This window comes from Sphingopyxis sp. Q841, assembly GCF_052384365.1.
In the GTDB taxonomy this organism is placed as follows: Bacteria; Pseudomonadota; Alphaproteobacteria; order Sphingomonadales; family Sphingomonadaceae; genus Sphingopyxis; species Sphingopyxis terrae_A.
The window spans coordinates 1-20,776 of record NZ_JBQSUM010000003.1; the positions used below are offsets into that span (position 1 = coordinate 1).

Annotated in this window: 24 protein-coding genes; 12 read left to right on the forward strand and 12 right to left on the reverse strand. The window is 63.0% G+C overall.

The genetic code is table 11. From position 1 onward, the window contains the following. Nucleotides 1–501: 501 nt before the first annotated feature. Nucleotides 502–1,689 carry a DNA cytosine methyltransferase gene (locus ACT17R_RS15325; RefSeq protein WP_444809760.1) on the reverse strand — a complete coding sequence of 396 codons (1,188 nt, stop codon included), beginning with the start codon at nucleotides 1,687–1,689 and terminating at the stop codon, nucleotides 502–504. 290 nt (nucleotides 1,690–1,979) lie between these two features. On the opposite strand from ACT17R_RS15325, the gene ACT17R_RS15330 reads away from it, so the two are divergent. Genes ACT17R_RS15330 through ACT17R_RS15350 form a run of 5 tightly spaced genes read left to right on the forward strand, consistent with a single transcriptional unit; the run spans nucleotide 1,980 to nucleotide 6,874 of the window. Beyond that, nucleotides 1,980–3,215 (forward strand): hypothetical protein, encoded by a 1,236-nt coding sequence (locus tag ACT17R_RS15330; RefSeq protein WP_444809761.1) that lies wholly within the window; start codon nucleotides 1,980–1,982, stop codon nucleotides 3,213–3,215. A gap of 3 nt (nucleotides 3,216–3,218) precedes the next feature. Beyond that, the gene (locus ACT17R_RS15335; RefSeq protein WP_444809762.1) at nucleotides 3,219–4,622 is read left to right on the forward strand and encodes a DEAD/DEAH box helicase; all 1,404 of its coding nucleotides are present in this window, start codon (nucleotides 3,219–3,221) and stop codon (nucleotides 4,620–4,622) included. 4 nt (nucleotides 4,623–4,626) lie between these two features. Next, complete coding sequence (locus tag ACT17R_RS15340) at nucleotides 4,627–5,076, forward strand: very short patch repair endonuclease (protein ID WP_444809763.1); 450 nt, start codon at nucleotides 4,627–4,629, stop codon at nucleotides 5,074–5,076. Next, nucleotides 5,070–6,218 (forward strand): ComEC/Rec2 family competence protein, encoded by a 1,149-nt coding sequence (locus tag ACT17R_RS15345; RefSeq protein WP_444809764.1) that lies wholly within the window; start codon nucleotides 5,070–5,072, stop codon nucleotides 6,216–6,218. Before ACT17R_RS15340 ends, ACT17R_RS15345 begins: the two co-directional genes overlap by 7 nt. Continuing rightward, nucleotides 6,215–6,874 carry a hypothetical protein gene (locus ACT17R_RS15350; RefSeq protein WP_444809765.1) on the forward strand — a complete coding sequence of 220 codons (660 nt, stop codon included), beginning with the start codon at nucleotides 6,215–6,217 and terminating at the stop codon, nucleotides 6,872–6,874. Before ACT17R_RS15345 ends, ACT17R_RS15350 begins: the two co-directional genes overlap by 4 nt. Nucleotides 6,875–6,901: 27 nt before the next feature. Here ACT17R_RS15350 and ACT17R_RS15355 read toward each other — a convergent pair whose 3' ends face one another. Next, nucleotides 6,902–7,855: an HNH endonuclease gene (locus ACT17R_RS15355; RefSeq protein WP_444809766.1), complete on the reverse strand. Its 954-nt coding sequence runs from the start codon at nucleotides 7,853–7,855 to the stop codon at nucleotides 6,902–6,904. A 78-nt stretch (nucleotides 7,856–7,933) separates the two neighbouring features. After that, nucleotides 7,934–8,083 (reverse strand): hypothetical protein, encoded by a 150-nt coding sequence (locus ACT17R_RS15360; protein WP_444809828.1) that lies wholly within the window; start codon nucleotides 8,081–8,083, stop codon nucleotides 7,934–7,936. Here ACT17R_RS15360 and ACT17R_RS15365 point away from each other — a divergent pair. Continuing rightward, a complete protein-coding gene (locus ACT17R_RS15365) occupies nucleotides 8,051–8,293 on the forward strand; it encodes an IS1096 element passenger TnpR family protein (RefSeq protein WP_444809826.1) in 243 nt (80 codons plus the stop codon). The genes ACT17R_RS15360 and ACT17R_RS15365 overlap by 33 nt on opposite strands. Here ACT17R_RS15365 and ACT17R_RS15370 read toward each other — a convergent pair. The 5 genes from ACT17R_RS15370 to ACT17R_RS15390 form a co-directional block, all read right to left on the reverse strand. Continuing rightward, nucleotides 8,239–8,910: a hypothetical protein gene (locus ACT17R_RS15370; RefSeq protein WP_444809767.1), complete on the reverse strand. Its 672-nt coding sequence runs from the start codon at nucleotides 8,908–8,910 to the stop codon at nucleotides 8,239–8,241. The two genes, ACT17R_RS15365 and ACT17R_RS15370, sit on opposite strands and share 55 nt — an antisense overlap. A 175-nt stretch (nucleotides 8,911–9,085) precedes the next feature. Beyond that, nucleotides 9,086–10,474 (reverse strand): RNA-binding domain-containing protein, encoded by a 1,389-nt coding sequence (locus ACT17R_RS15375; RefSeq protein WP_444809768.1) that lies wholly within the window; start codon nucleotides 10,472–10,474, stop codon nucleotides 9,086–9,088. Next, complete coding sequence (locus tag ACT17R_RS15380) at nucleotides 10,471–11,085, reverse strand: DUF4062 domain-containing protein (RefSeq protein WP_444809769.1); 615 nt, start codon at nucleotides 11,083–11,085, stop codon at nucleotides 10,471–10,473. The genes ACT17R_RS15375 and ACT17R_RS15380 overlap by 4 nt, the downstream gene beginning before the upstream one ends. A gap of 460 nt (nucleotides 11,086–11,545) precedes the next feature. Then, nucleotides 11,546–12,382, reverse strand: a complete 837-nt coding sequence (locus ACT17R_RS15385; RefSeq protein WP_444809770.1) for an NYN domain-containing protein — start codon at nucleotides 12,380–12,382, stop codon at nucleotides 11,546–11,548. After that, complete coding sequence (locus ACT17R_RS15390) at nucleotides 12,379–13,302, reverse strand: HEPN domain-containing protein (protein WP_444809771.1); 924 nt, start codon at nucleotides 13,300–13,302, stop codon at nucleotides 12,379–12,381. The genes ACT17R_RS15385 and ACT17R_RS15390 overlap by 4 nt, the downstream gene beginning before the upstream one ends. Nucleotides 13,303–13,321: 19 nt before the next feature. Here ACT17R_RS15390 and ACT17R_RS15395 point away from each other — a divergent pair, with 19 nt between their 5' ends. Beyond that, nucleotides 13,322–13,492: a hypothetical protein gene (locus ACT17R_RS15395; RefSeq protein WP_202988400.1), complete on the forward strand. Its 171-nt coding sequence runs from the start codon at nucleotides 13,322–13,324 to the stop codon at nucleotides 13,490–13,492. A gap of 75 nt (nucleotides 13,493–13,567) precedes the next feature. Here ACT17R_RS15395 and ACT17R_RS15400 read toward each other — a convergent pair whose 3' ends face one another. Next, on the reverse strand, nucleotides 13,568–14,446 hold the full coding sequence (locus tag ACT17R_RS15400; RefSeq protein ID WP_444809772.1) for a sterol desaturase family protein: 879 nt from the start codon (nucleotides 14,444–14,446) through the stop codon (nucleotides 13,568–13,570). Between the two features lie 70 nt (nucleotides 14,447–14,516). Between ACT17R_RS15400 and ACT17R_RS15405 the strand changes: the two genes are divergently transcribed. Genes ACT17R_RS15405 through phhA form a run of 5 tightly spaced genes read left to right on the forward strand, consistent with a single transcriptional unit; the run spans nucleotide 14,517 to nucleotide 18,164 of the window. Beyond that, entirely contained in the window at nucleotides 14,517–15,167 is a 651-nt protein-coding gene (locus tag ACT17R_RS15405; RefSeq protein WP_082819832.1) for a Crp/Fnr family transcriptional regulator, read from the forward strand. Between the two features lie 7 nt (nucleotides 15,168–15,174). Beyond that, entirely contained in the window at nucleotides 15,175–15,951 is a 777-nt protein-coding gene (gene modA, locus ACT17R_RS15410; RefSeq protein ID WP_444809827.1) for a molybdate ABC transporter substrate-binding protein, read from the forward strand. Beyond that, nucleotides 15,951–16,646, forward strand: coding sequence for a molybdate ABC transporter permease subunit (modB, locus tag ACT17R_RS15415; RefSeq protein ID WP_217373097.1), 696 nt, complete (start codon nucleotides 15,951–15,953; stop codon nucleotides 16,644–16,646). The genes modA and modB overlap by 1 nt, the downstream gene beginning before the upstream one ends. Then, nucleotides 16,636–17,256 (forward strand): molybdenum ABC transporter ATP-binding protein, encoded by a 621-nt coding sequence (locus ACT17R_RS15420; protein ID WP_444809773.1) that lies wholly within the window; start codon nucleotides 16,636–16,638, stop codon nucleotides 17,254–17,256. The genes modB and ACT17R_RS15420 overlap by 11 nt, the downstream gene beginning before the upstream one ends. 38 nt (nucleotides 17,257–17,294) lie before the next feature. Then, nucleotides 17,295–18,164 (forward strand): phenylalanine 4-monooxygenase, encoded by an 870-nt coding sequence (gene phhA / locus ACT17R_RS15425; protein ID WP_217373099.1) that lies wholly within the window; start codon nucleotides 17,295–17,297, stop codon nucleotides 18,162–18,164. 3 nt (nucleotides 18,165–18,167) lie between these two features. Here the strand turns inward: phhA and ACT17R_RS15430 are convergent, their stop codons facing one another. Genes ACT17R_RS15430 through ACT17R_RS15440 form a run of 3 tightly spaced genes read right to left on the reverse strand, consistent with a single transcriptional unit; the run spans nucleotide 18,168 to nucleotide 20,747 of the window. Then, nucleotides 18,168–19,139: a 50S ribosomal protein L11 methyltransferase gene (locus ACT17R_RS15430; protein ID WP_444809774.1), complete on the reverse strand. Its 972-nt coding sequence runs from the start codon at nucleotides 19,137–19,139 to the stop codon at nucleotides 18,168–18,170. Next, nucleotides 19,136–20,050 carry a subclass B3 metallo-beta-lactamase gene (gene bla / locus ACT17R_RS15435; RefSeq protein WP_444809775.1) on the reverse strand — a complete coding sequence of 305 codons (915 nt, stop codon included), beginning with the start codon at nucleotides 20,048–20,050 and terminating at the stop codon, nucleotides 19,136–19,138. Before bla ends, ACT17R_RS15430 begins: the two co-directional genes overlap by 4 nt. After that, the gene (locus ACT17R_RS15440) at nucleotides 20,040–20,747 is read right to left on the reverse strand and encodes an SDR family NAD(P)-dependent oxidoreductase (RefSeq protein ID WP_062901055.1); all 708 of its coding nucleotides are present in this window, start codon (nucleotides 20,745–20,747) and stop codon (nucleotides 20,040–20,042) included. Before ACT17R_RS15440 ends, bla begins: the two co-directional genes overlap by 11 nt. Nucleotides 20,748–20,776 lie beyond the last annotated feature (29 nt).

Consider the following 20,776-nt stretch of genomic DNA (forward strand, 5'->3'; position numbering starts at 1 on the left):
CATAGCTCGGCCCATGATCACCGCGGTTCGGGCACCGAAGACTTTCTGACGCCTCCCGGCGTCTGAAACTCTCAACGTTTGGAGACGGTCAGGTTTCGGGACGGCAAAGTCTATAGCGGTCGTTCATTCACTTCCTGATTCCGCTTCAATTCGGCACCTTCTCCAAATGGCGCGGTTTGTCAGGGTTGCGCATCACTTAAATGGCTTTGGTCCGATTCGGGCCATTGCGCTGGACTCTTACGGCAATCCCTTGCGGTATCGTCCGATCGGAATGTCTTGCGGTCGATCCGCGAAGCAAGGGTTCCATTTGGGTGACAGAACGACGCGGAGAATCGAGCGAGGCGGTCTTCCTGTGAAGAACCTCCGGCTGCCGAAGTCAGCACCCTTGCACATGTCCGTCGGACAAATTCATCGAAACCGCGTGAACCAGTCGACCGTAGCGGCCAATGAACCGCCAAACTTGATAGGCCAAGGCTGTATTTGGGTATACTGGTTCGTTGGTTATGCTGCGAGCTTCGTAGACTCATTGTTTACCGGATCTTCAGACTCCAGGGCCGCGCTCTTCACCAAATGTTTGGCGACTGCCCCGGCTATGGCCAACGCCACCGGCACGGGAACCGCGTTCCCAACCTGCTCATAATGTTTACCCAGACAGTTGCCGGCGAACTGAAATGCATCAGGGAAACCTTGCAACCGGGCGGCTTCGCGCACCGAAATAGTCCTGTGCTCAGTGGGGTGCACATAAGCGCCCCAATGGGGGTCACACTTCGTCAGCAGGGTGGAAGCCAGGCCATCTCGGGACAGGCGGCCGTAACGCTTGGTATGATCGGACAACTTCGCCCGCTGCATTCCTGCAGGGAGCAGATCCCGCGGGATATCCCGCCAGTTTCCGCCTTCCGGGACATGAACGATACGTTTCAGATTCACCTCGGTCAGCGTGTGGCAGACATGATTGAATACCGTCCGCGTTCCGCTCCGCGCCATGCGCTGAAATTCTGAGAAGGGCCTCGAACCGCCTCGCGGCGCTGCACGTTCACCGCCGCCATTGGATATGTGGGGCAAGTCGCCGATCGCTTTGTGCACCGTCACCAAATGCTTAAGGCCCTTGCGCTGCCCCGCCTTGATCTTGCGCGGGTCAGCCGACCGGTGGGTCGGCTGGGGAAGCAGCTGAGCCGGTGCACCGATCCGGCTGGCAACGATGAAAACCCTACGGCGCACTTGCGGTGTGCCGAATTCCTCGGCCGAAAGGATTTCGACATCGCTTGCATAGCCAAGCGACTTGAGTTCGGATTGGATCGTTTCGATCACGCTGCCGTCGCCGATCGTCAGAATGCCCGGCACATTTTCCATGATGAGCGTTTTGGGACGAAGTCCTCGCACAATGCGGAGATAGTGCTCGAACAGCCGTGCGCGTGTGCCGATCTCTGATCGCTGATGGTTGTTGTAGCTGAAGGATTGGCAGGGCGGACCGCCGATTAGGCAATCCAGCTCCCCCTCTTTCAGGCCGCACTCCCGCAACACCGTTTCGGCGGTAAGCAGAGAGACGGGGCCTTCGAAAAAGACCGACTCGGGAAAGTTCAGCCGGAAGGTTGCACCGGCGTCCTTGTCAATGTCATTTGCGCCGACAACGGCCCATCCGGCATTGCGGAAACCGACCGCCAGGCCGCCTGCGCCGGCAAACAGATCCACGCACGTTGGAGCAGCGCCACGCCGCGCTTTCGAAGCGAGGTGGACCTTTAGTTGTTCTGAATCCTGTACTTTTTTCGATACCACGCGGCCCCCGGGAGCTTGTTAATCCGCCCGGCCCGGCGGCGCAGGGCGTGGAACAAACTTAGAACGTTTGAACCCAAAATAATAGCGTCTTGTGCGCGGTCGTCGAGTAAAATCGTCCGCAGGCTTGACACGCAGTCTCCGCGTTGCAATTAATGAGAACGAACTTGCTGCAATTTGCTGTAGCAAGTAATCATTCGGAGGCCGGCATGAGCGATGCACCTGGGAATTTGAAACCGCGTCCGCGCAAATATGTCGAGAAGATCGGCGGGCGGGATTGGGAGCTGGAGGAGGCTGAGCTCGACGTCTATGATGGTGTCACGCTGTGGTCTGACAATCCGCGGCTCCAGACCCTGCTGCCAGCCAGCGGCGTCAAATCCGAAGCGCAGCTTGAGGCCGCACTTCAGAATTCGCGTGGCTACGATACGCTGCTCAAGTCGATCGACGATATCGGCCAGATGGAGCCCATCTATGTCCAGCGCTTCGACGACACCGCAAAGGCGTTGGTGCTGGAGGGCGCGACACGCCTCACCATTTTCCGCCAGCTCGACCGCAAGCACACCAAAGGGCTGAAAGAAGGCAAGTTCCGCCGCATCAAGGTCAAGCTGCTGCCGCCGGAATTCAGCGAGCGGGAACGTACCATTCTGCTCGCCCGCATCCATGTCCGCGGCACGGGCGTTAGGGACTGGGGACGCTATGTTGAAGCCAAGTTCATCCACGATGCCGTAGTCGGCAACGGCCAGGAAGCGGCGATGATGAACGTCACCGAGATGGCCCAGCACATGGAAAAATCGGTGTCCTGGGTCCAGCGGCTTCGCGACGCCTATGCTTTTGCCCATGCCTATGTCGATCATGTCGATGAAGCCGATGGGCAGGGTGAAAAGATCGCAGCCGAAAAGTTTAGTGTGCTCGAGGAGGCCAGCAAAGCACGCGTGATCGGCTCCATGCTGCGCGACTATGATAATCCCAATTTCGACGCCTTGCGCGCCGATGTCTTCGACATGGTGCGCAACGAAGCCTTCAAGGAATACCGCGACGCCCGCTTCCTGAAGGAATTCTATGATGACCCGGAGAAATGGGAACAGCTCAAGTCCGGCGAGAAACATGTCGCAAGCCGGCTCGCGCTCGAGATCAAGTCGAACTCGAGCAGCGTCAAGGCGAAGATCGCCGCCCTCGGGCAGCAGGTCAGCCGGTCGCTCGACCGGGATGAAGGCGACCTCTGCGAGGAGGAGGTGGCCCTCCTCTATCAGGCCGCGGCTCAGATCGAGCACCACATCCTGCCCGACGTGCGCCCGTTCCGCGTTGCTCTGCGCAAATTCACGGCCTCGCTGAGCGAGGCCAGCATGGCCGATATGAAGGCCCTCGACCCGGGCGAAGTCGCCGAATTCCGCGAGGCGCTGGAGTATTTCGACCAGCTGTACGCGAAGCATGGCAAGGCCGCCTAAGCCATGGCCGTCGAGCTCATGGAACATCAGCGCGAGGGCGTCGCCTTCCTGACCGGGGGCCGCCAAGGCCTGCTCGCGTTCGAACAGGGCCTCGGCAAGACGTTGGTGGCGATCGACGCTTTCCGTCAGCTCCGGGAGGAAGGCGAAGCCAACCGGATGCTGGTCATCTGCCCCAATTCGCTCAAGCGCAACTGGGTGGCGGAGATCGCCAAGTTCGCGCCGGGCGTTACCGTCGAGATCGCCGAGGGCACGCCCAAGGAGCGGCGCCGGACATTCGCCAATTCCACCGCTGCCGTCGTCGTGACCAGCTATGAGACGGCGAGGGTCGAGGTTACGGCGGTGCTCTCATTGGTGGACCGCAGCCGGACCGTTCTCGTGCTCGATGAGTCCCACGCAGCAAAGAACTGGCAGTCACTGACATCGACGTCGATGCGCCATTTCTCGCCGCGGTGCGAGTACCGCTGGCTGCTCTCCGGAACACCTGTGACGAACACGCCGGCCGATCTGCACACGCAGATCGAAATCATAGCGCCTGGCGAACATGCTTTGGGGTCACTTGAGTCCTTTCTTGCCCGCGTCGAAGAAGATCCTTCGGCGGCGTTCGCAAAGCCGGTTCTGGACCGGCTTGTGCTCCGGCGGACGAAGGAGGAATGTCTCGATCTCCCGGACAAGACGTTCACCGATGTCGTGGTCGAGCTGCCAAGCTGGCAGCGCCGCCTGTATAACGAAATGCGCACCCAGATGGTCTGTGCCATTGAGGGCATGTCCGGCGATCAGTACCGGGCGTTCGCTTCGACGGCGCTCGCGCAGCTCACGCGGCTGAGCCAGCTCGCGAGCAACCCGGCCCTGCTGTTCCCAGATACCGCGCAGACGCCGGCCAAGTTCGAGGTTCTCGACGGCCTGGTGAGCGACATCCTGTCGGTGCCCGGGCGCAAGATCATCATCTGGTCGACCTATGTGCGCAATATCGAAGCGCTGATTGCCCGCTTCGCGCATTATGGGGCTGTCGCGATCTACGGCGGAATCGAGACCGGAGAGCGGCAGGAGGTCGCGGCAAGGTTTCAGGGTGACCCCGATACGCGCGTCCTCATCGCCAACCCGGCCGCCGCCGGGACGGGGTTCACGCTCACGGCGGCAAGCTTCACGATCTATGAATCGATGTCGTGGCGATATGATCACTACGCACAAAGCCAGGACCGGAACCACCGCATCGGGCAGGAACAGGCTGTCAGCTATCTCCGGCTGATAGCGTCCGACACGATCGACGAAGCGGTAGCGGGCGCGCTTGAGCGGAAGTCCGGTATGGCCCGCAGCCTGCTGTCCGATCCACAGGCACAGCACTTGCTCAGCCAGCTCAGCCCTCAGCAGATGTGCAGCCTCATCGCCAGCAACGAGCTGCCGGAGTAGTCCGATGGCGGACCGGCTCTCTCCCGCGCAGCGCAGCGCCAATATGCGCCGGATCAAGGGCCGGGATACCACGCCGGAGTTGCTGGTGCGGCGTCTGGCGCATGCCATGGGCTACCGTTACCGCCTGCACCGCAAGGATTTGCCGGGCAAACCCGATCTTGTGTTCGGACCGCGGCGCAAAGTCATCTTCGTTCACGGATGTTTTTGGCATCAGCACGCAACCTGCAGGGCCGGACGGATTCCGGCATCGAATACCGGCTATTGGGCCCCGAAACTGCGCCGCAACACTGAGCGGGACGCGATAGCCAAGGCGGCGCTTGAAGCCCGCGGTTGGGAGGTCATGACGATATGGGATTGCGAGACCGGCGATGAACCCGCGCTGCGCGTCAGATTGTCAGAATTTCTGAATGCCGCAACCCGGCGCCTCTCCAGTGAGGAACCCGCGACATGCTAGATGATATTCTCGTCGCCTTGGAAACGGCCCCGCTGAACTGCGAGGTTGAATTCTTGCCGGTAGGCACTGGTGCGAAGGCTGGGGACGCCATTGTCGTCCGCTACGGCAATGATACCAGCTACAAGCTGATGCTCGTCGATGGAGGCCACGCCGAAACAGGAGCCAAAATTGTCGACCATTTGCGCACGTATTTCGGTCCCTACCCGGTCCTGGAGCATGTCGTGCTTACGCACTCGGACGGCGACCACGCCTCCGGCATCCGCAAGGTCCTTGAGGACGTTCCTGTCCGGCATCTCTGGATGCACATCCCTTGGCTCCTTGCTGAAAATTCCCGCGATCTTTTCGCTGACAAGCGTTGGACTTCGGCAGGGTTGGAGCGGGCCGTGCGCGCCGAATACGGCATTATCTCGGAGATCTTCGACCTTGCTTTAGAGAAAGGGTGCCAGATCCATCTGCCCTTCGAAGGTCAAGATATTGGCCCCTTCCGCGTGATGTCGCCGACCGCCTTGGCCTACCGGTTTCTGCTTCCGCAGTTCGAGAAAACACCCGAGCCAGACGTTATGGCCATCAAGGATGCGCATTGGTGGCTCGGAAAAGAATCGTCGCTCCGCAAATTCCTCGAGGCGGCCAAAGCGGCAGTCCATGGCTGGATCGCCGAGAGTTGGTATGACGAACGGCTGCGGGATGGCGGTGTCACCAGCGCCAGCAACGAAACGAGTGCAGTTCTTTATGGCACATTCGGCAGCAAGCGGGTGCTTCTGACCGGCGACGCTGGGCTCAAGGCACTGACATGGTCGGCCGACTATGCTGACCGCACCGGCCTGCCGCTCCAGCAGTTTACCTTCGTGCAAATTCCTCACCATGGAAGCCGCCGGAATGTGGGGCCTACGATATTAAACCGCCTTCTCGGACCCATCGTGCCCGAGGGCACGCCCGCACGATTCTCGGCCTTTGTATCTGCACCTCCAGATGACGCATCGCATCCGCGGAGAATTGTGCTCAACGCCTTCAAGCGGCGCGGCGGTTCCATCGTCGCTACACAGGGGCGCTCGAAAATCCACTATGGCGGTTTCGCGCGCCGCTCCGGATACGGCAGTGCTGACGAGCTCCCATTTTACACGGTCGTTGAGGAATACACATGACCGAAAACGGTTCTAAACCGCTGAAGGACCAGTATCGCGCGCAGCTATGGCTCGTGATTGCGCTCAATGTGATTGTCTTTCATGCAGTTCTCCGCGCCGGGCCGATCACTGCCCTAGGTTGGGGAGGAATTGCTCCGAGCGCCATTAGCCTCGCACCGGCGGGCCTCGCTCTCGCCCTGACGTCGGTAGCTAATGGGTTGCTTGATCCTATTACGAAGGCGCGATTAGTGTTCTTGCGCTGGCATGATCCGCTTCCGGGCAGCAGGGCATTCAGCAAATGGGCCGCCACTGACCCCCGGATCGACCCCGCGCGGCTGAAAAGGCGGCTCGGCAAGGCCTTTCCTTCGGGAGCAAGCGCCGAGAACCGCGCGTGGTACAAGCTCTACAAGGAGGTTGAGGACGACCCGGCGATTCTGCACTCCCATCGCGATTTCCTGTTCACCCGCGACTATACCGCGCTGGCAGCACTCTTCTTCGCCGGTTTCACTGCCGCCGCGATCATCCGTTTGTCAGACCCGGGCTTGGTCATCGGCTATGGCCTCTGCCTTGCGCTGCAATATCTCACCGTCCGCCGGGCTGCCGCAGTCTACGGTGTGCGCTTCGTGACAACGGTTCTCGCCCGCGCCGCCGACCGCGAGCCATCTAAAACCCGGTGATGCGGTCCTCCAGATCGGCGCCTCAAGTCAGCCGATAAAGACACTGGTCCGGTGATGGTGGAAATAGGCCTTGCTCTCTTCCCGGAGCGGTTTTGGCGGAGGCCTTTGGCTGTTGTGCAGCCCAAGCTTGATGGCATCGCCATCGCTCAGCTTTGCTGAAAATAGTGTGCGGCCGTCCTCCTCGAAGCCGATCAAGCCCCGGTCGAACAGAAAATCTGCGTGTGGCGCGAGCATCAGGCCATTGAAGCCATCGAGCCGCTCACTGGCGGTCCCGCAGGCGCGCCACGGCTTGATGTGGCTGGCGATCAGCAAATTGGGCTTATCGACACCGGTGATGCGGCACACGGGTTCGACATCAAGTACCCGCCGCCGGAAAAGGCCTTGGCCACGGCGCGCCCGGGTCAACTGCTCGCGCATTGTTGCGTCGATGCCGGCATCGTCCTTGATCCGCTCCTCGACCAGGTCGTCGAGCTGCCGGGTAAAGTCCGATACTGTGTTTGCCGGCCGCAGCGTCAAGAAGTTGGCCAAACGCATATGCGCCGCCTCCAGCACGACGTCGAACACCGCCGCGTCAACTTCTGCCAGATAGGCCTTCTGATTGCCGTCGCCGGTTGCGGCCCGGATCGGTGAGTGCATTGACGGCAGCAGCGGCGCGAGCCGCGCGAGCAATGCCTTTGGGCGTACCGCGAGGGCTGCCTCGAGCCATTGCACCGGCAGCAGCCATCCCGCAGAATTCCAGTAGGCGCCGATCGTCCCGAACTCGGCAGGTTTCGGTGCATTGATGGCGAAATCGGCGATTATGCCAATCCTCCCCACCTGGCCGTTGGCATAGGAAAGAACGAGATCGCCGGGCGCTGCATGGCGCAGATTGTCGTAGAATTGGCTGCGCGCGCCGTTCGCCTCAGTCACTGGCGACCAAAGATAGCCGCCGGCGATCTCTTGCCGCATCGTTTGCTTATGATTGACCCACCAGAACCGCATCCGCGCGCCGCCTCTCCGGAGCCATCATGGCGGTAACGCCGGATTTGGCAAGCATTCTGCTCGGCGCTGGCGCATACGTTACTTGCGGCGCCAAGAATTCACCGTCATCCATGACGATATGTTTGAATCAGATGACCTTATCGTATGGAAGTACGGATAGCCGATATCGAGCCCGCCGTCAGCCGCACCCTTGAATTGCCTTTCAGCCTGACGCTGGCGCAGCTTCATGCGTTGCTTCAGGCCGCGTTCGGATGGACGGGCAATCATCTGCACCGCTTCGAGATTGGCGGGCCCGACTATGGTCCGATCGATCCCGAAGAAGATGACAGCAGCCGGCGGACCTTTGATTCAGACGCGGTCTGCCTGCACGATTTCGCGCTGCGTTACGGCCGCCCGGCGGCCGCAGCCCTTGGGGCCGTATGTGCTTGGGCCAGATAATGCCGATAGGCGAACGTGATCAGATCGCGGACGAGCTCGATCAACCCGCTCGTTGGAATTCCATCGAATGGATCTCCATGGGCCAGTGCATTGCGGCGTTCATCGAGGGTCGGTTTTGACGTGCCGGTGAGCTGGCCGATGGCTGTGCCGCCACAGGCGGCAATCATTGGAATTTGATCGTCGGTCAGTCCGTCCCCGGCCACCATGTGCCTGAGCAACGCTTTGAATGAACGCTGCGGCGGGGGCGCCATCATCGCCTCCGGCGAGGAGGGGTCGATCCGTTTTCTGGAAATCGGCTTCACCGCGCTGCCGTATCGGTCGTTCAGCGCGAGTTCCAAGGCGGTCAACGCGACCAGCTCGCCTGCTTTAATCAGATCGGCGTCGATCCACCCGAGCAGATAGAGCTTCTGGGCGCGCTCATATTTCAGCCGCACAACATCGGGGACGAGCGGATCGAGCGAAAGACCTTCCACAAATACGCGCCACTCGCCTGGGTCATTGAATTCGATAAAACCAGCTGGCTTTCCCGGCGAGGGCCAATGGAGTACAAGAGGGTCCGACCGCGCAGATAGCGCAATCTGTGAAAGGCTCATGGCGCTGATCGCCAGCTGTAGCATGATTGATTTGATGGACTTGCAGCATGTCCGCAAATGTCCGCAAACCGGTTTCTGGGCGATTTCTGGCTTCGCATGATTGACGAATTCTACTTATAATAAAAGAGGTTAGCAGAACATAAGAGCTTTCGCGAACTTCCCCTTGCCGCCGCTAAGCGATGTCCGCAAATGTCCGCAATCACGGCAGGCGATAGACAATGGACCGCGTCTGCCCCTCGCGCCGCAGCCATCCAAGCCCTTCGAGCTCCTCCAGATCGCGCCGGGCCTGACGCGCCGATACCGCTGCCGCATAGCGCTCCTGATACTCTCTGGGTGAGATCGCCTCGCCCGGCTGGAGGTCGAGCAGCAGCTGATTCTGGCGCTCATTGAGTTCGACGCTCTTGCCGCTGGCGGTCGGCGTGGCGGCAAACAAAGTCAGGGTCACACCGGTCGGGCTGTCGCGCCATTGCGGCGGCGGAGCACCAATCCGCTTGCTCGCCTTGACGATCTTCTCAGTTCCACGGCCAATCCGTTCCATGAGATCGCGCAGGTGGAAAACTTGTGCGATATCTGGGTTGATAAGGATTGAGGGATGTTCGCGGCGGAGGGCGCCCGGCGTCAGGCCATTGGGCAGCCGGCCGCTGTTCCAGATTTCGATCCGGTTGCCATAAACAGACACCCGCAAACCGCCCGAATAGGCAGAATAGTCGCGATGCACGAACGCATTGACGATGCCTTCGCGGACCGCTGTCAGATCGTAGGCTGGCTGGTCAAGCCGCCGCGCTTCGCCTGCAACGAAAACCGACCGCATGGGACTGGCAGCCGAAATTGCTTCGATCAGCTGATTGCAGACCCGCACAAGGGGACCATCGAAGGTCCTGTTGTCCTGATAGACGTCATCCGCCTTGTCGCCGGCAAACCGCACATACTGCACGCGGCACTGGGGATGCCGTCGGCTCGGAGCCCGGCTGAACAGCACGTCGCCGCCCTGCGTAAATCCGCTGCCGCTGTAAACGGCCAGATCCATCAATACCGCGAGGTCATCCCGCCGATCCGAAAAGTCGAAGCGCTGCAGCTCCTCCGCCTCCCGCACGGTTGTACGCACCTCATCGGTGTCGAGATCATCCATCGTCATCGATGGCGACAGCCGCCGTTCCCACCGCTCCGGGGTATCCGCCTGGTTGCGGAGCATGGCTTTGAGCGTGGTGATATCGGCTGGCTTGGTGGCAGCACCGCGCCGGAGCCATACGCCGCCTTCAACAACATAAGGCCGATCCTTACCTTGCGGCACATCGACGATGACAAGCTCGCGGTCATCGACTGCAGCCGCCGTCGCAGTGAAAAGAGCACTGGGAGAAATCAGCTTCTTCAGGTCAAATTCCAGCTTCCGGGCGACCGCCTCAGCATCGCCGGATATACCGACCGCCTTGCCTTTCTCATCGACCCCGCAATAGATGGTGCCCCCTTCGCCGTTCATGAAGGCGCAGACTGTCCGGGCAATCAGCCCAGGCGAGCGCAAATCCCGGACGAACTCAACCGTCGCGTCCTCGCCGCCGGATAACCGCCTTTTCACCGTATCGACCGTCACGACGCCGCCGCCTTTCTCGCGTGCCACTCGGCCACGAACCGTACATTGTCTTCATAGCGGCCGAACTGCTCTTCGACATAGAGCAGCGCATCGGGGGGAGTCTTGTAAGGCTGCACCCAATTGTCCCGTCTCTCCTCCAGCGGAATGCCTTCCAGTGTTGCAGCTTCATACATGTCGATGAGCCGTAAATCATCGACGACGACCGCGCCCTTGCGCAGTTCAAGAGCAGCCCGATCGTCAGCGGTCTTATATCCAAGATCCATCAGCAGGCGCCGCGCTACTACAACATTGTCATGGGCAAGCATGAATCGGGGCTTCTCCAATTCGATCGCCCGAAGCAGCTCGCGATGGGTGATCGCAAGCTGCCCGGCGGACATTCCCGATCCATAGTTCTGCGTAATCAACCCGAAAAACAGATCGCACCTTTCAACCGCCATCAAGCATGAATCAAACGCGCTAACGCCAGGAATGACCGGTACGGTGCCCTTGTACGACATCCACACCTTGTAGCCGAATGCCTCCAGCGCAGCGTAAATCTGGTCAAGCATCGGTTCTTTACCGTAAACGCTCGACGAGACCATCACGCTCAATTTCGCCTTGGCGTCCTGCATTCAGCGCCTTCTCTCCGTAGCTGTGCGACTCACATTCGTCATTTCTTGTCGCGTGCGAGCGCCTTCGGCGCAAGTATAGAGCCGGCGACAGGAACTCTTCTGCCGGCGCCTCTGCCAATTCGTCTTTTGCGAAGATATCACAGAGCTACGCTCTTGAACCGCTTCTGGCCGAGCGCCGTGGCGATCCTTGCTGACGAACGCTCGGCAGCGCGCTTGGCGGGCTTCATCTGAACTTGTGCGTGTATCACCGTTGAGCTGGGGTCTGTTATGCCCAGACGCATCCGAAAGTCCGCTATTCCATTTGTAAGGCTGTAGCCCGCCGTTCCGGACAGTCCGACATTGCGGCCACTCGGCAATGGTCGATTCGATGTCCGCTTCTAGGGAATTGGCGAGAAAGGGCGAAGGACTGAGTTCGGGCGCTAAGCGGACGTGTCACCGAGCAGCAACCAGATTGAGACGATCAAGATGCCGGCTTGGCTGCGCGGTCCTTGTTACGCTTGTCGGCAACGAAGCTGTGGCCGCCTTCGCCCTTGACGATCTCGAATAGGCCGGTGGCCTCAAACAACGCCGGAAAATTCTTGGCCCCGTAGTTTCTTGGATCGATCGGCGCCTGCCGCTTGACCGCGCTCCCGGCCGCCGACATCGATGCCCATCCGTCGTCACGGGCTGACGCCTCAACGGCACCGCGCAGGATCGTCACCAGCTTGGTGTCCTGCGCGAGTTTCCTGTTGGTGGCCCTTGCGGGCGGCGTAGCAGCCTTTGCCGAATCCTTGGCCTTTGGCGGCTTCGGTTCGGGTGCCTCGGACGGTGCCGCAGGTGTATCGACGCCATCGAGATTATCGAGATAGAGGAATGTCGTGCAGGCATTGACGAACGGACTGGGCGTTTTCCGTTCACCGAAGCCGTAGACTTCATGACCATTGGCGCGAAGCTGCATTACGAGCGGCGTGAAGTCGGCATCGCTCGAAGCGAGGCAAAAGGCGTCGAGCTTTTGAGTGTAGAGAAGCTCCATCGCATCGATCACCAGCGCGATGTCGGTGGCATTTTTCCCCGTCGAATAGTTGAACTGCTGGATCGGACGGATCGCGAAATCGTGGAGCTTGTCTTTCCAGCCCTTCAGACTATCGCTTGCCCAGTTGCCGTACGCGCGGCGGATGTTCGCCGTCCCATATTTGGAAAGTTCGGCCAGCATCGCTGCGATCTTGGCGTGTGAGACATTGTCGGCATCGATCAGCAACGCGATCTTGCGGTCCGCAATCGCCCGCGCGCGATCATTGCTTTCGGACGTCTCCGTCATGTGGGTACACCCTCTTCCAAAGCTGCGATTCGTTCTGAGCAAACCGCGTGAACTGCGCGACCGAGTTCCTCGACGCAGCCGCCGAGCCATGTCAGCTCCTCTTCGGTGATGCGGTAATGCTTCGAATAGCGGGCCTTCACATAGGCCTCCTTCAGCTTTTCGAAGCGAGACCGATCCGATTTTAGTTCGCGTGGCCAAGCGTCGACGAGGCGCATATCAATGCGCTCGGCCTGGGTGCGCAGGAAGGCAAGATTGTGGACGTGCGGCGTGTAGAAGGTGCAAACCAAGAGGACGCAGTGGTAAAGGCGTTCCGCCGCTTGGTGCATCAGAAATGCGGCCAGCTTCGTTTTCCCATTGGCGATGGCATCGTTCGCGCTGCCGTGAAAATCAGAAGCGGTAGGAAACCATTCGTCGAAATACTCCCGCGCCATCGCCAGCGCCTGCTCGGGTGTCTTGGGCTTGGGGGTGTGGAGCGGCTTGTCATTATATTCGTAGAGCGCGATCCCGTCGCGCGCGACGTCCATGAAGAAATAGCGGCCGTGGGCCAGCCCGTCGTTCACCTCCTGCAGGGTGTGAACGATGAAGTTGACGGGGGTCTTGAGCGTCTTGTCGATCGCGAGCTCGCGAATGAGCCGGTCTTCGAGCTTGCCCCAGAAATCGACCTTCTCGGTTAACCGCTTGTCGTTGACGATGATGAGAAGGTCGAAGTCCGAGCGATAGCCTTTTGCCGTATGAGGCTCATCGACCCAGCCGCCGCGCGCATAGCTGCCGTAAAGAATGATCTTGTCGATCCGCCCCTTCTTCTTCCAGCTCATCGTGCCGAGCGCCAATGCATCCTCGAACTCTTCGAAGATGATCGCCTTCACGCGCTCCAGCTCGCGCTGCTTGTTGGCTGGAAGATGGTCGAGGTCGGTTTTCATCGCTGGCGGCACCCTGTCGGTGCTGCGGCTGCTTGGCAAGGTCGAAGCGGCGCTAACGCCGACAGAATTGCCGCCACCTGCGGTTCTTTCTGTGGACCGACTGGGCAATGACCCGCAAGCTGCGGATCATCGCGTCCTCGACCTCAGTAATGCTGACGCCATGGCGCTCGGCAAGCTGGCGGAACGCTGAACCCACGACCGGCAAACGGCCCGGCATCCCCCACAGGTGCCGGGCCGCGCGCTGGCGGGACGTGCTGCGACCCGTTCAGCCCGCCGCGACCGCATGCGGTTCGCTGGTCCCCGGCACGGCGCCGGGGATGACCGCATGCATATCCTTGTTCTCGGGTAAGATCGGCCACAAAAGCTGCTGGCCCAGCGTGGCCGGCGGCAGATTTTCGACGCCATAGCTTTGCGGATAGCTGCGCGTGATCTTGGCGGTGCCGAACAGCACGTCCCAGAAAAACAGAAGATTGCCGAAATTGCCCTTGTAGTTGACCGCCGGGTCGTCGGCGTGGCGGCCGTGATGCGCATGATGCGTCGCGGGGGTGCTGATCGTGCGTTCGACGACCCACATCACCGGCGCGAGCGCCCGGATGCGATAGAGCGGCGCATCCCAGGCGACGTCGCTGTGCGCGCCGATGATCACCGCCATCTTCACGATGAGATAGAAGGCGTAGAACCAGCCGAGCCCGAGGTAGACGAGCACCCCGGCAAACCAGATGCTCGGCATCATCGCATAATAGATGATGTTGTTCCGGTAGACGAGCCGGACGCTCATATAGCGGGCATTATGGTGCGCGCGGTGCAGGTTGTAGAGCCAAGCGGTGCTGTGCGACGCGCGGTGCCACCAATATTGCATCATGTCTTCAAAGACGAGGAACAGTGCGAGCGCGGCGTACCAGGGGGCGTGCGCCAGCGCGCCTTCATATTGCGGAAACCAGGCGTGGCCGAGCGCGCTGACGATCAGCAGGATTGCGGGCTGGGTCGCGATCAGCAGCGTGAAGGTGCTGACGATTTCGATGATGCCGTCGTGGCGCGACTGTTCGGACTTGGCGAACAGGCGCGTGCGGATCAGCTCGAGCAGGCAGAAGCCGACATAGATTGCAACGACGATCAGGCTCGACTGGGCCGAGGTAAGCTGCATCCCGATTCTCCCGCTATGGCATCGTGCCACTTGTCTTTCACCGCGCGGTGGCACAGAAACCGACTCGACAATGCAAAGAAGTTATCAATTGGCTCTTGCCGAGCGAACGCGCCTGTCGGGCACCGAACGCGACCGGCTGCTCGCGATGACGTCGCCGCGATCCTTTGCGGATGGTCAGTTCGTTCAGCATCAGGGCGATCCTGGCGATGCCTTCTGGGCCGTGATCGAGGGGCATGTACTCGTCGGACGTTATGCGGAGGATGGCGCGTTCACCGCCTTTGCCGTGCTGGGGCCGGGCGATATCTTCGGCGAGCTGGCCTTCTTCACCGGGCTCGAACGCCAGGTCGACGCGATTGCCAGCGGTCCGGCGCGGCTGGTTGCCATCGACCGCCCGGTGCTTCGCGCGCTGATGACCGCCGACATCGGCTGGGCCGAGCTGCTGCTGCGCAGCCTGGGCCGCCAGCTTGCGGTGTCGCTCGACATCATCGATGCCGAACGGCGGCTGCCCGTCGCCGAACGGCTGGCGCGGCTGCTCGCGGCGATGGCCGCCGACGCCGCCGACGGGATGACGGTGCGCGCGACGCAGCAACAGCTCGCCGATCTGCTCGGCGTGTCGCGCGTCACGCTCGGCGCCGCGCTGCGCGATCTGTCGGCGCGCGGGACGATCGAGCGCGGCTATCGCCATGTTCGCGTCCTGCCGCCGCTTTCGCGCCCCGCCTAGCATGGCTATGGTCGCCGCCATGGCGATCCTCCGGCGCCTGCTCCTCCTCCTTGTCCTGACCACCTTGGCGCCCATGGCGGCAGCGGCCGAGCGCGGGCCGCTGATTCTTGCGGCGGCCAGCCTTCAGGAATCGCTGACCGACGCCGCCGACGCCTGGGCGGCGCAGGGGCATGCGCGCCCCGTCCTGTCCTTCGCAGGATCGTCGGCGCTCGCGCGGCAGATCATGGCGGGGGCGCCCGCCGACCTGTTCATCTCCGCCGACGAGCCCTGGATGGACGCGGTCGCCAAGGCGGGACTGCTGCGTCCCGGCACGCGCGCCAATCTGGTCGGCAACCGGCTCGTGCTGATCGCCCCCAAGGCGAGCAGGCTGCACCTTGCCCCCGCGCGCGGCTTCGCACTGGCGCGCGCGCTCGGCGGCGGGCGGCTGGCGGTTGCCGATCCGAACGCGGTGCCCGCGGGCAAATATGCCAAGGCCGCGCTGACCGCGCTCGGCGTGTGGGGCGATGTGGCGAAAAAGCTCGCCCCGGCCGAGAATGTCCGCGCCGCACTGGCGCTCGTCGAACGCGGCGCCGCGCCGCTCGGCATCGTCTACGCCACCGATGCGCAGGCGTCGCACGCGGTGCGCGTCGTTGGCACCTTTCCGGCCGCCAGCCATCCGCCGATCCGTTATCCGCTGGCGCTGCTCAAGACGTCGCGCAGCGGCGAGGCCGCAGCGTTCCGCGCGTTCCTGTTGTCGCGGCAGGCGCGCGCGATCTTTGCGCGCCACGGCTTCACGGCGCCCTGATGCTGTCGGCCGAGGAGTGGGGGATTGTTGCGCTGTCGCTCAAGGTCGGCGGGGTCGCAGTGCTCGCGACGCTGCCGCTTGCCTTCGCGCTCGCCTGGGTGCTCGCGCGCTATCGCTTTCCGGGGCGGCTGCTGCTCGACGCGCTGGTCCATCTCCCGCTCGTCCTGCCGCCAGTCGTCACCGGCTGGCTGCTGCTTGTCGCCTTCGGCCCGCTCGGCCCGATCGGCAGCCGGCTGCAGGAGTGGCTCGGCGTCACGCTGATGTTCCGTTGGACCGGCGCCGCGCTGGCCGCCGCGATCATGGCGCTCCCGCTGATGGTACGCGCGATGCGCCTGTCGATCGAGGGGATCGACCGGCGGCTCGAAGGCGCGGCGCGGACGCTGGGGGCGGGGCGCTGGCACGCCTTCCGGACGGTCAGCCTGCCGCTCGCTCTGCCCGGCGTGCTGGCGGCGCTCGTGCTCGGCTTCGCCCGCTCGATCGGCGAGTTCGGCGCGACGATCACTTTCGTTTCCAATATTCCCGGCGAAACGCAGACGCTGCCGCTCGCCATCTATTCGGCGCTGCAGGTGCCGGGGGCGGAGGCGATGGTAACCCGGCTCGCTCTGCTGTCGGTCGCGCTGTCGCTCGGTGCGCTGATCCTGTCCGAGTGGCTGGTGCGGCGCACCCATGCCGAAAGGGCGCGGCATGGCGATTGATATCGACGTCGAAAGGCGCTTCGGCGCGAGCGTCATCGGGGCGCAGTTCACGGCCGAAGCCGGACTGACCGCGCTGTTCGGGCCTTCGGGGGTCGGCAAGACCAGCCTGCTCAACATGGTCGCCGGGCTGCTGCGCCCCGATCGCGGGCATATCCGTATCGGCGGACGGACATTGTTCGACGGCGCCACCGACCTGCCGCCCGAGGCGCGGCGCGTCGGCTATGTCTTCCAGGACGGGCGTCTCTTTCCGCATCGGCGCGTGAAGGCCAATCTCCTCTATGGCTGGCGTCTCACCGATCCGGCTAATCGCTGGATGACGCTGGATGAGGCCGCCGATTTCCTGGGCATCGGCCATTTGCTCGGTCGCTGGCCGCAAAGCCTGTCGGGCGGCGAGGCGCAGCGGGTCGCGATCGGCCGGGCCTTGCTCGCGGCGCCGCAAATCCTGTTGATGGACGAACCGCTGTCGTCGCTCGACGCGGCGCGGCGCGACGACATCATGACGGTGATCGAACGGATACGCGACGAGCTGAAAGTGCCGATCCTCTATGTCAGCCACGATCGGGCCGAGGTCGACCGGCTGGCAACGCAAATCGTCGAGGTCGGCAAATAAAGTTTCACTTGAAACCATATTGATGGTAGATTGCACGCATGGAAAGCCAGTTTACGCACGTCCACGACACGCCGCCGCCGGGCGCCGCGGCGGATTGGACGATTTCGCAGGATTGGGACGCCTTTTCCGCCGACGAGCATGCGATGTGGGACCGGCTGTTCGCGCGCCAGTCCGAGATGCTGCCGGGACGCGCCGCCGACGCCTTTCTGCGCGGGATCGACGTGCTTAAGCTCGAAAAGCCGGGCATCCCCGATTATCGCGAACTCAATGCGCGGCTGATGGCGGCGACGGGGTGGCAGGTCGTGGCGGTGCCGGGGCTTGTCCCCGATGACGTGTTTTTCGACCATCTGGCGAACCGGCGCTTCCCGGCGGGCAATTTCATCCGCACACCGCAGCAGCTCGACTATCTGCAGGAACCCGACGTCTTTCACGACGTGTTCGGCCATGTCCCGATGCTCGCCGACCCGATATTCGCCGATTATATGGTCGCTTATGGCGAAGGCGGCCTCAGGAGCCTGCAGTTCGACGCGCTGAAGCAGCTCGCGCGGCTCTATTGGTACACGGTCGAATTCGGGCTGATCCGCGAGAGCGGCGACCTGCGCATCTATGGCGCGGGGATCGTCTCGTCCTACGCCGAAAGCGTCTTCGCACTCGATTCGGACAGCCCCAACCGCATCGGTTTCGACCTCGCGCGCGTGATGCGCACCGATTACCGGATCGACGATTTCCAGCAGAATTATTTCGTGATCGATAGTCTGGACCAGCTTCTGGAGACGACGGTCAACACCGACTTTGCTCCGCTCTATGCCGCGAACGCCGCGCTGCCGCCGATCCCGATCGCCGACATCCTGCCGGACGATAGCGTCATCACCCGCGGCACGCAGGACTATGCGGCGGCGAAAGCCTGATTTTCACCAGCTCCCGAAGCTCGCGTCCGAGGGGCTGGCGCGGTGCAGGGCGCGTTCCTTGCGGCGGTAGCCGTAGCGCCGCCGCTTGGTGAGCAGCAGACAGGGCCATTCCGCGCTGCCCCCGCGCGCGGACAGGCGAAAGCCGTGCGCGCGATAGGCGGCGACTACGGGATCCAACTGGCGCGCGATCAGGCCGGCAAGAATGGCGCGGCCGCCGGGTGCGGTCGCAGCGGCAATGTCGGGAGCAAGCGTGATGAGCGGCCCGGCGAGAATATTGGCGATGACGAGGTCATAGGGCGCCCGGTGCCTTATGGCCGGATGGTCGGTCCCCGGCGCGACCGCCAGCGCGAGCCGGCCGCCGCCGCGGCCCAGCGGCACATCGTTGATCGCGGCATTGTCACGCGTGACGAATATGCTCGCCGGGTCGATGTCCGACGCGATGACGCGCGCGCGCGGCCATAGCGCCATGGCGGCGAAGGCGAGCAGGCCCGTGCCCGTCCCGATGTCGGCGATATTGCGCGGTGCGGCGCCCACGCGGTCGAGGCGGTCGAGCATCGCGAGGCAGCCCGCAGTGGTGTCGTGCCCGCCGGTGCCGAAGGCCTGGCTCGCATCGATCAGAAAGGATGTCGTGCCCGGCGGGACGCGGTCGGCATAGCTGCTGGTGTGGACGAAAAAGCGTCCGGCGCGCACCGGCTCGAGCCCCTGCTGCGACAGCGTGACCCAATCTTCTTCGGGCAATTCGGCGACGGTCGGCGCGACGCCCTTCGCGCTCGGGGCGAGCGATTGGATCAGCCGCAGCAGATCATCGCCCGGCGCGTCGTCCATATAGGCGTCGAGCTGCCACGTTCCGGCATCTTCGTCGATCTCGCGCGTCACGACGACCGGCGCTTCGGGGGCAGCATCCAGCGCAGGGATTTCACCCGACAGCGCTTCGGCCTCCGCACGCGTGCAGGGCAGCGAGACGATCCAGCTCATCGCGTCGCCGCCTCTTTCGCCAGCCGATCGTCGAGCCGCTTGCCTGCTGCCGCGGCATAAGCGGCGCAGCCATCGGCGCCGGCCAGCGGAGCCTCGCCCGCCAACCGCGCAAACAAATTGCTCGCGCCGGGATGCGGGGTGACCAGATAGTCGCACGGCAGCGTCGGCACCCTGGCAAAGGTCGCGCGCAGCATCGCGACATAGTCGGGATGGTCGCTGAAGCGGTAGCCGTCGGCCGAAATGGCGGTCAGGCTGTCGACATAGGCGATGGTGCGGCAGGCGGACCCTTCGCACGATTGCCACGTCCAGCTCGTGCTGCCCGGCGTGTGGCCGGGAGTTGCGTGGGCGGTGATCCGGATGTCGGCAAAGGCGAGCGGCTGTCCGTCGCGCAGGCGCTGTGCGACCGGCACGCCGGTGAAGCTATCGAGGGCGCCGCGCTGCGGATCGCGCGGGTCGGGGGTTCCGCTTTCGAGCTGCGGCGCGGCGTCGGCAAGCGCGATCACCGGCGCGCCGGTCGCGGCATGCAGCGCCGCGAGACCGCCGACATGATCGAAATGCTCATGGCTGGTCAGGATCGCGCGGATGCGTTTGGGATCGAAGCCCAGCGCACGGATATTGGCAAGGATCGCAGGCGCCGCTTCGGCGGTTGCGGCATCGATCAGGATCGGTCCGGCCGGTGCGTCGATGAGCAGCGCGGTGATGCCGCAGGTGCCGACATAATAAGTGTTGCCGAACAGCTTGGCCGGCGGCGCGGGATCGCTCCAGCCGTCGCGATCGGCGCAGGCGGCGGCGAGCGCCTTGCCCGTCGGGGCAGGAGGCGCCGCGGCCGGAGCGCTCGCCTGCGGCGCGCATCCGGCAAGCATCGGGGCAGCAAGCATCAGGGCGGCCAGGGCAAGACTTTTAGCGGACATAGCTGGCTCCATTGGCATCGAGTATCGCGCCGGTCATCGACGGCGGCGCCTCGAGCGCGCACCAGCGCGCCATTTCGGCGATTTCCTCGGGGCTTGCCACGCGGCCCAGCGGGATGTCGGCGAGCAATGTGTCGCCGCCCCGGCTGGCGAGATAGTCCTCGGCCATGCCGGTCATCGTGAAGCCCGGGCAAATGGCGAAGGCGAGGATGCCTTCATGAGCATAGCCGCGCGCAATCGTCTTGGTCATCGCGACCATGCCCGCCTTCGATGCTGCATAATGCCAATGCGCGGGACTGTCGCCGCGATAGGCCGCGCGGCTGGCGATGTTGACGATCCGGCCATGGCTCGTGTCGCCTGCGGCCCGGCGCGCCTGCCAGTGCTGCACCGCGCGGCGGCACAGCTGCGCGGCGGCGGTCAGGTTGATCTGGAGGGTGCGGTTCCAGCTTTCGAGCCAGTCGGCATCGCTGCTGTCGATCGGATTCGCTTCGAAAACGCCGGCATTATTGACGAGCACGTCGATCCGGCCGTCGAGCCGGTCGAGGCTTTTGGCCCATAGTTGGTCCGCAATCGCAGGGTCGCCAAGGTCGCCGTCGGCGCTCGACAGCGCGGCGACCTTCGCCGCGTCGGTCGCAAGCGCGTCGGCGATGGCCGCACCAATGCCGCGGCTCGCGCCGGTAATCAGGATGTGGGTTTTCATCCCCCCGCCTTAGGCGAGCGGCGGGCCGC